General features: G+C 36.9%; 6 protein-coding genes. 2 read left to right on the top strand and 4 right to left on the bottom strand.

Annotated features, from left to right (window positions below; translation table 11 throughout):
- The first annotated feature begins 588 nt into the window (after window positions 1–588).
- A complete protein-coding gene (locus tag L2586_RS18115; RefSeq protein ID WP_235294354.1) occupies window positions 589–1,119 on the top strand; it encodes a DUF2911 domain-containing protein in 531 nt (176 codons plus the stop codon).
- Between the two features lie 97 nt (window positions 1,120–1,216).
- Window positions 1,217–1,645 (top strand): alternative ribosome rescue aminoacyl-tRNA hydrolase ArfB, encoded by a 429-nt coding sequence (arfB, locus tag L2586_RS18110; protein WP_235294353.1) that lies wholly within the window; start codon window positions 1,217–1,219, stop codon window positions 1,643–1,645.
- Between the two features lie 1,792 nt (window positions 1,646–3,437).
- On the opposite strand, the gene L2586_RS18105 is transcribed toward arfB, so the two are convergent.
- The 4 genes from L2586_RS18105 to L2586_RS18090 all read right to left on the bottom strand — a co-directional run bounded on the left by L2586_RS18105 (window position 3,438) and on the right by L2586_RS18090 (window position 9,629).
- The gene (locus tag L2586_RS18105; protein WP_235294352.1) at window positions 3,438–5,822 is read right to left on the bottom strand and encodes a TonB-dependent receptor; all 2,385 of its coding nucleotides are present in this window, start codon (window positions 5,820–5,822) and stop codon (window positions 3,438–3,440) included.
- Window positions 5,823–5,832: 10 nt separating this feature from the next.
- Window positions 5,833–6,879 carry an SO2930 family diheme c-type cytochrome gene (locus L2586_RS18100; RefSeq protein WP_235294351.1) on the bottom strand — a complete coding sequence of 349 codons (1,047 nt, stop codon included), beginning with the start codon at window positions 6,877–6,879 and terminating at the stop codon, window positions 5,833–5,835.
- The gene (locus L2586_RS18095; protein ID WP_235294350.1) at window positions 6,866–8,059 is read right to left on the bottom strand and encodes a parallel beta-helix domain-containing protein; all 1,194 of its coding nucleotides are present in this window, start codon (window positions 8,057–8,059) and stop codon (window positions 6,866–6,868) included. The genes L2586_RS18100 and L2586_RS18095 overlap by 14 nt, the downstream gene beginning before the upstream one ends.
- A gap of 475 nt (window positions 8,060–8,534) precedes the next feature.
- Entirely contained in the window at window positions 8,535–9,629 is a 1,095-nt protein-coding gene (locus L2586_RS18090; RefSeq protein ID WP_235294349.1) for a BspA family leucine-rich repeat surface protein, read from the bottom strand.
- Window positions 9,630–9,657: the final 28 nt, after the last annotated feature.

Here is a 9,657-nt window from a genome sequence, read left to right as displayed (position 1 = left end):
CTGCAACGAAGTGCAAGTAAAAGTGAGCTTTTATCGAGTATGAATTATTCATTGAGAATAATAATTCACCTAAGCGATCTGACCATTGGAAAGCAAAATGACAAAAATCAGATTAGTGATTAGTGAAGGAAAAGCTAATTTATATTGCCGATGGGTGGATATCCAGAAGCAACCTTTAGAGCTTAGCTAAGCTCTTCGTGGAGGTTCGACCAACCCATCCAAAATCCGTTGGTTTTGGTCCCTTAACTAATGAGTGACTGCTGTCACTCATTTGCTGCGCAACGTTTTGGGATCTCACAGCAAATTCATAAATAAAAGCGATATCTATTCATTTAGGTATCGCTTTTTTTTTGGCAAGGTATAGATCGTCGAGCTGCAACGAAGTCTAGGGGTCGGCAAGCTTTTATCGAGCATGAAACTCTATTTCCACTTTAACATTTAACTTAGTTCATTCTTAGATAGAAGGATCAACTAAACCCTATAACCCTAAGTGTTAATAATATCTTAAATGTCCACTCCAAGTAAGCTAAGACATTTTCATCGTCTAAAAAATATTATTTTAGCGTTTTTAAAAATCAAAATTGTAAAATGAAAAAATTATTAACTTCTGTATTAGCGATTGCATTTTTCGCTTTCACGATTTCTGTAAATGCGCAGGATAAAGCTGCTCCTTCACCTTTTAGTAAAGTAGAGCAAAAAGTTGGAACAACTGATGTAACTATTGAGTATTCTCGTCCAGGTGTTAAAGACAGAAAAATATTTGGTGAATTGGTACCTTATGGTAAACAATGGAGAACTGGTGCAAACGCTGCAACAAAAATTACATTTAGCAAAGATGTAATGGTTGAAGGAAAAACTCTTGCTGCTGGTACTTATGCTCTTTTCACAACTCCAGGACAATCATCTTGGGCTGTTCACTTTTTTGAATTTGGTGAAAGTGGCGCAGGTTCTTACGGTGACAAAAAACCTAAATTAACAGTAAATGTTAATTCTGTTGACCTAGGTGCAGTTGGCGTAGAATCATTCTTAATCTTTATAGATCAATTAAGAGACACAAGTGGTGTGCTTTCTATTGTTTGGGATACAACTTTGGTTCCTGTTCAATTAACCGTTAAGTAATTTCTGCTTAAGTAAAATCATACGAGGCTAGCAATTAAATTTGCTAGCCTTTTTTTATTGGAACTTTTTTGCCCTTTTTTTAATTCATTAACTTCTAATGCATAAAGAAGCTCAAAAAATAACAGAACATTGTTTATTAGAATTAAACTTTAAGACTTCCCGATCTAGTGGAGCTGGAGGTCAACATGTCAATAAGGTAGAAACTAAAGTTACTTTAAGGTGGAATATTAATAAGTCGGAGATTCTTACTGATCAACAAAAAGAATTAATCAATGAGAAGTTAAGTAACTACATAAATAAAAATGGAGAACTAATTATTCATGATGAATCTTCAAGATCACAGGTCAAAAATCGGGAAAGTGCCATTAGGAAGTGGGGCAAACTATTAAGTAAAGCATTCTACAAACCGAAATCACGAAAAGTAAGCAAGCCTTCGAAAGCCGCTATGGCGAAAAGGAGAAAAGCCAAAGAAAAAAGATCTGGGCTAAAAGCTGAGCGGAGGTGGAGTAATAAAGACCATAACTAGATTCAAATACTGCATAAGCAAAGTGCCAGAACTAAACTTATCATATTAACTTTTTTTAAATTTAAAATTTTTCAAATCAAGCGCAAAAACCAATCCTTATAATTTTAAATCAACTAACAAAAAGTCGATTTTATTACCAATTACATATTTATTCAATGTTTTTATTGAAATAATTTGCACAAAAGAATACTTTCATTGTATATTTGTATTATCGAAAGCGATAACATTCACTGTGAGGTGATGAAACAGGCAGACATGCCCTCCTGTCTCGGGGGTGAGGAACCAGCGATAAACTTGGTATAGTTTTCAGTTTATTCTGAAATGGGATTGACCACCGAAAGTTGTACCGTAGCTAAGCTCCTCGTGGAGGTTCGATTCCTTCTCTCACAGCATATTCAAAAAGCGATATCTATTCATTTAGGTGTCGCTTTTTTTAGGTTAGAGGTAAAGATCGTCGAGCAGCAACAAAGTGAAGGGACCAACGAGCTGTTATCGAGCATGAATTCTACTCCATTGTGTCTTTAAATTCCATAAACTTGGTATAGTTTTCAGTTTATTCTGAAATGGGATTGACCACCGAAAGTTGTACCGTAGCTAAGCTCCTCGTGGAGGTTCGACCAACCCATCCAAAATCCGTTGGTTTTGGTCCCTTAACTAATCAGTGACTGGTGTCACTCATTTGCTGCGCAACGTTTAGGGATCTCACAGCATATTCAAAAAGCGATATCTATTCATTTAGGTGTCGCTTTTTTTAGGTTAGAGGTAAAGATCGTCGAGTAGCAACAAAGTGAAGGGACCACCGAGCTGTTATCGAGCATGAATTCTACTCCATTGTGTCTTTAAATTCCATAAACTTGGTATACTTTTCAGTTTATTCTGAAATGGGATTGACCACCGAAAGTTGTACCGTAGCTAAGCTCCTCGTGGAGGTTCGACCAACCCATCCAAAATCCGTTGGTTTTGGTCCCTTAACTAATGAGTGACTGCTGTCACTCATTTGCTGCGCAACGTTTAGGGATCTCACAGCAAATTCATAAATAAAAGCGATATCTATTCATTTAGGTGTCGCTTTTTTCTTGCATAAAAATTCTTAATCAAAGTTTATTGCAAATGATACAATCAAAAATCAGACTTCTCTAAGTTCCTTTCATATCAAGGACCAGTAAGCTTGGAGCGCAGCGGAAAGACTGCTGAGCCATTTTCTTACCCATATTTAGCTTCTCGCTAAAGCAAGACAGGTCGTAGTCCTTGCTCTTGCACCTTTCCTAGCTTTGCCTTTCCTGCTAAAGCTGAACAGGTCGGAATCTAAATATTCGGCACAGAGCAACATATAACATAGTGCCAGGATAACCTAAGACTTTAATTTCTCGGACATACGCCCAAGGTCCATTTAGTAGCTCTCTTGATGAAAATAATCGCTGCCGTTTAACTCCAGAGGAGTGACAACTTTGTAACTAACAATCATCCATATCGATTAAACGCCGTAGGTGTGACACTTTATTCTTTTAGGATCTCCTAGACCTGACGTCGAAGGGCCATTGGACTAGTAAGTACTTAACATAGTGGAGGGACTGCTTAGCTAGTTTTCTTAATCCATATTCAGCTTCTCGCTAAAGCAAGACAGCTTCGAAATCCTTGCTAAAACACATTTCTTCGCTCGGCTTACGAGTCTAAATATTCGGTATTTCACGTTTGAGTGACTGACGAGCTATTTTTTTCTCGAACTGAAGTTCTAAGGCCCTTTGATAGCTCATGACTCACAGCTCACGACTCACGATTCACAACTCTTTTCTCAAAAATCAAACACGAAACTCAATACCGGTATAAAACTCCCTCCATCAAAATTTCTGAATTCTAACTCATTCGTCTCTGCATTATATGAAACACTATTCGGACTCTTTCTATTCGTCAAATTCTGCACATCAAGACTTATACTTCCACTGTACCTCTTCTTATTATATCGATATGCAATCCGAGAATCGATTCGAGAATAAGGCGAAACTTGTGTTGCCCAATAATGCCCTTCTAACGGTACAAATCTTTTTTCAATTCCAGAAAGAACAGGATCATATGGTGTATATCTATATCCTCCATTATAAAGCAACCTCGCTCCAAACTGCAGTGCCCCACCCTTCTTAAACTCGATCTCTCTTCCTAAAGTGAATGTAGAAACCCACTTCGTAGAAAACCTTGTCGGATTCTTAACACCATCCTTCGATATAGAATTAGACTCAAAAAACGAAGCCGTCAATAAAAAATACATCTTGTTAGAAAAGAATTTTTCAAGCGCTAGATCAATACCATAATTCTCCCCTTTTCCTTCACTGACCGTATTAAAATCTGGAAACTCTCCCTGCTTGTTTAACATCCAATAGCCATCATTTAACGTTTCTGCTCTGACCGGAACCTTGAATAGTTGCTGGTAGTAAACCTCTGCATTAAACTTGATCAATTTAGGACTCACATAAGTATAACTCATGATATAATGGTTCGCTTGCAAAAATGGCGCATCGAAATTTGGTCTAGTATAAACACCCGATCCTTCAGATGTTTCTTCTTCATAGAAATAAGCAGCCATGGGCAAAATCTGGCTATGCTTCCCAAGTGCTACTCCGATTTTATGATTATTAGACACATCATACTTTAAAGAAAATCTCGGATCTATGGCACCCGTACTATTAATGCCTAAGACCATCCCATGCAATCCAAAATTCAAACTCAATTTCTTACTTGGTGCATATTGGGCAAGTCCATATAATTGACCTGTAAAACTTGTCCCTCCACCATTCAAACTTCTATTCAAATTGAAGTCCGTAATATTCGAAGTATTCGACCTTGCTTTAGTCTCCTTGAAAAAATCATAACTGATTCCATGCAGAATCGTTCCTGTCTTCAACTTCCAATGATCCGTAAGTTGACTCCCGTACGTCCAAGCAGTTGATATTCGAGAATCATTGTACATCTGTGTATTATACCGATACCGATCATCTGTAATAGACAACGTGTCATAAGCTCTTCCTACATTTCCGGTCATCAATGTTGTCGTCCCTTTCAGATAAGAATTACTTCCTAAGATCTTAGTGTACGTAACACCTCCAACTGCTATATTGCTCGTATTAAATCGATCTTCGTAATGATTAGATGTTCCGAATTCTCTTTCTTCCGCTGGCTTAGGCGAATAGTGTTCTTCTGAAATACCAGCAATCCCGAAAACGGTCCATTGCTCACCAGCATTCTTTCCATCAAAAGCTAAATTAAAAGATAGATCCTGGAAATTATTGCTAACCCGTTCCCCTATTAATTCGAACCCTAAATCATTTAATATGCCTAATGTAGAATATCGATAATTCACTAAGTACGATGACTTATCTTTCTTAATTGGCCCTTCCGTTGCAAAATCCAAACCCAATATTCCTATTCTAATTCTATGCTGGCGATCTACCTTATTCCCTTTCCTGAAATGAACATCGAACGCTCCCGACAATGCATTCCCAAATTCCGCTGGCATTCCACCCGTATAAAAATCAGATTTCCCTAGTAATTGCGCACTAAAAACAGTAATTCCACCTCCTGAAGTTCCAGGACGGGCAAAGTGATTAGGATTAGGAATATCCATTCCTTCTAGCCTCCATAGAATCCCTACACTTGAATTCCCCCTTATAATGATGTCATTTTCTGTATCATTAGCTCCTTGTTGGACACCGGGATAAGACAATGCCATTCGCCCCATATCATTGGCACCGCCAGGAATTCTTTCCGTTTCTTCTACACTAAATGATCTTGCACTTACAGTCGCTAATTCATTAACTGCCGCATTAACATTTCCATCAGCAACAATCTGCACATTGTCCAACAACAACCCTTCTTGAAGTTCCACATTAATGTATTCTGCCCGATTCGCATTAATGATGATTCCTTCCGTTGTAAAAGTCTGAAATCCGATATAAGTAAACTGCAATTGTTGCCGCCCTACAGGTACTCCTGATAATGCAAATAATCCATTTTCATCTGTAGTGGTACCTTTTGATTCATCAGAAACCAATCCAACACTAACTCCCACTAATGGCTCGCCAGATGTTTTATCTATTACAACACCACGAACTGTTGTTTCTAAAGCTTGTGAAAATAAACTAGAGCTTAAAAAAAGACATACGAATACACTGAGTAAAATTTTCATAAGGGTAATTTTATTGAGCGAAACAATCGTATTCAAGAGCATTTATCCATTCCGCCACTATGGACAATCCTTCTTTGTGTGTTAAACTTCTCCCGACCTCAGGCATCATTGACCCTGGATCTACAGATGCCATTCTATAATATAAAATTGAAGAATCGGCATGACCTGGATAGATATCGAAAATTCGACCTCCTGATCCTTTCCCGGCTGCAACTGGACTCTTACAGAATCCTAAGTGATTCGATCTCGTTTCATCATACTGAAGGAAAAGACCTGAGGTATTTCCAGGACCATCTGGTCGGTGACAATGTCCACAATTAATATCTAAGTAAGCGAGTGCCCGTTCTTGAATATCCTGCCCTGCATCATTATATGAAATCATCGAATTTATAGAATCTTGAAATACATTTAACTTGATAATACCTTTATCTGCTAAGTATGCAAGCTGATTCACTGACTTGCTATCCACAGAAATATCAGTATCTAGGTTACCATATTTAAAACCTATTGGGTCAATTTTTTCGTTTTTATTGTGGCAGCTTTTGCACTGATTCTTATTTGGGACAACGTAATCGAAGGCTAATTTTTCTGTTTTATGATCTATTGTCAATGGAAAAACCGCTCCAACTTTCGAAATTTTTGCTTCCGTTTGCTGATCATTCCATACATATGAAATCGCCTTCCACTCTGTTTCATCTTTGATCAGAAGACGAGTTTCTATAATTTTTTCTGTGTCAATTTGATCTACCGTATAGTAGAAATTTTTAACCATCATAGAACCGACTGGCCAATCAAAAAAGCCGTCTTTTTTCAAGGTAGCTGATTGCCCATCAGGAATATAAACATACCTATCTTTTTCAGCATAATCGGTAAATAATGAATTGGTCACTTCATATTTTGTGAGCTTTTCATTCGGAACTAAATCATCAAATACATTATACTCAGAAAGCAAATCGAAGAACTCCCCATCTTCTGGTAAGCTAATTCCACTCTGCTTAGGTGTAGAGCAAGACCAAAAAACGACTAGACTTAAAATAAGAATTCTAAATGCAGTCATATGGTTCGAGAGATTTATTGACATTATCAAAATCATTAGCTGCATCTACATTGGCAAATCTAATATCATCTACTATATTATCTTTTATGCAAATGTTCATCGGATTATCACTTGCGTTTCCTTCTCTTAATATACCGTCATATAATATATCCTGAGGCTTTCCAGGAAATAGCAAATTAACCATTTGCCCGAATTTCTTCGTCACATCTGGCAACGCCGATCTTCTTTCTATCGTGTTATGATGGATGCTAATGTCATAAGTAAAAGGATCATATCGCTGATCTTTCCACGGTAATTCTGTGAAATGAAAACTGGTAATTCCGATTCCCATTGTCTTATGATCCAAGATTTCATTGTTATATACTTCTACTTTCTTAGCAGCAAGGAGAATAACACCAGAGCCTGGTGGAATGATGGCAACCATATTCCCTTCAGAAGCAAAGTTCTTTAAATTGTTGTTAATGATTTTATTATTGTAAAGTTTGCATGTGTGCCCATTTACCAATTCTAAGTCAGGAAGATCAAATACCAACAAGCCTCCTGTGTTGTTTTCCGCCACATTATCATAAACTTCAGAATTAATACAATTCTCAATTTCTATTCCCGCTACATTATGGTGGGCATAGCTATTTTTAACAATGACGTTTTTAGATTGACCTACATAAATACCCGCATCTGAAGCGTAAGCTGCTTCACAATTATCGATCACAACATCTTCACATTGAACAGGATAAAATCCATACGCGCCATTGGTAGATTTCGCTCCTTGCGTCCAGGTGGTTTTTACATTCGTTAGCGTTACACCCTTACAATCTTGCAATTTAATAGCATCACCCTTTGCATCAGCTACTGTGAATCCATCCAATGTAATCGAATCCGCTGTTATCCGAAGACCTTCAGCACCTGATGTTTGACCTAAGAAAGAAAGAATGGTTTCGTTTTTTCCTGCGCCTTTAATAGAAACTCCTGGAATTCCGTCTAAACTAATAGATCGATTAATCTTATACAACCCTTCGGGAATTGTGATGGTCGATCCAGCTTCTGCATCAATTAATAATTCTTGGATTACTTCATATCCATTTTCGATGACTTTTTCATGACTTACACTATCTTTTGTATTAGGTTGACAAGAGAGAATAAATGCACATAAAATCAAAAATATACTAGGGTGAAATTTCATATTTTTTATTTATTACGAATAAACATATAAAATTTGACCTAGAGTTAATAATGAAAGTTGTAAATTATTAAAAAGAATTTGTTAGCTCTATTAAGTCAAGAATGGTAAATGATGGAAAAACTTCATTGCTCGATATTCAATGAGACTCCCAGTATAAAAATCTGTTCTATCTACAAATATTCGGTTTCTTAAATCCTTTATAATTCCACGAAATAATCCTTAAATTCAAAATCTTGATAATTTAAAGTATCTGGAATTTCTGGATAGACACGATCTCTAGAGAATGTACTATCATAGGCAAGTGCGAAATGAGCTTCTCCTTCTAAAAAATCGCCTTCATGCTTTGTGAGTCGAATCCAAGCCTCTTATTCATTAATTAGAATTATACTTTTCATCAAAGTTTAAATACTTTCTTCGAAAAATATCAATTACGGTGCCTGTCAATTAGCCTTGGATTCCTTTTCAGTGTTCAGACTTAGTTCTCTTCTAGGATGAGACTTCCTCCAGTTTTTACAACTAATTCTGTCTCATTTTCTAACGAAAGATTTAAAACTTTCACTTGGTTTGAAATATTGATTGGGGAACTTGTCTGTTCTAATTGCACAATATTACAATCGCAAGGAAGCATATTGTATTCCCAGTTTAGAGCATTACTCCAGTTACCATCATTACCCTCTCCTGTCCATCTGAGGTTGCTGGTACCTTTAGAATCTCCTACAAAGGTCCAACCATGTTGACTAATTAAGAAATCACGAGCTACCTCCCCATTACAGTAAGTAAGGCCTTCCGCTCCGAACGTAACGTTAGATTTTACATTCTGGGAAGCCAAGGAAATAAGTAGCAAATCATACATCTCTATAGACAAACCACTCAGGTCTAGCATATTATTCATATTTTCTACTTCGCTATAATCCCAAGCAGATATATCTTGATTAAACGCAGTGGCATTCTGAAACATCCGCCACATCTCTTTAACTTTCGAAGTTTTGTTAGACCAATTCAGTGGGGAATTAAAGGCAATCGCATTATAAAACATGAAGCTCATATCTTCCACATTACTCACATCCCACGCTGATATATCTGTATTAAAAACATTCGTGTTTGCAAATGCCCATCGCATAGATTGCACATTTGACATATTAGGAGTATCTCCAGCTGTAATTTGAAAATTACTGCATCCATAAAAAGCAAAGTCCATCCTTTCCCATACAATACTCCCAAACTGGGTAATATCGAGGATCTTATCTTTATCACTATACGGTACATTATTGAAGCATATACCAGGAAATATTCCTCTTATCCTAATCGTATAGGTGCCAGGAGAACTATAAGTATGCTTGATGCTTCCCGTCACTCCTGTGATATCAAAAGTTCCATCATTTTCCCAGTCGATGTCGTAGTAATATGATAATGAAGGATATGTAGGAATCTCTACGGAATTATCATCAGAATAACCTGGATTATCGGTTTTCCATACCATCAGTAAATCTTGAGCAAAGGTATGATTTGATAAAAATACAAATAAATAGAGCAAGAAAACTCTACCTAGATTTTCAATTGTACAAGTCATTAATTTTACACATTTGAGGTTTTGAGAT

The organism is Portibacter lacus, assembly GCF_021533215.1.
GTDB lineage: Bacteria > Bacteroidota > Bacteroidia > Chitinophagales > Saprospiraceae > Portibacter > Portibacter lacus.
This window is presented reverse-complemented; position numbering and strand designations above follow the sequence as displayed.

Coding starts and splice junctions, on each gene's coding strand:
- arfB (WP_235294353.1), top strand. CDS start 1,217: ATGCATAAAGAAGCTCAAAAAATAACAGAACATTGTTTATTAGAATTA.
- L2586_RS18100 (WP_235294351.1), bottom strand. CDS start 6,879: ATGACTGCATTTAGAATTCTTATTTTAAGTCTAGTCGTTTTTTGGTCT.
- L2586_RS18115 (WP_235294354.1), top strand. CDS start 589: ATGAAAAAATTATTAACTTCTGTATTAGCGATTGCATTTTTCGCTTTC.
- L2586_RS18105 (WP_235294352.1), bottom strand. CDS start 5,822: ATGAAAATTTTACTCAGTGTATTCGTATGTCTTTTTTTAAGCTCTAGT.
- L2586_RS18090 (WP_235294349.1), bottom strand. CDS start 9,629: ATGACTTGTACAATTGAAAATCTAGGTAGAGTTTTCTTGCTCTATTTA.
- L2586_RS18095 (WP_235294350.1), bottom strand. CDS start 8,059: ATGAAATTTCACCCTAGTATATTTTTGATTTTATGTGCATTTATTCTC.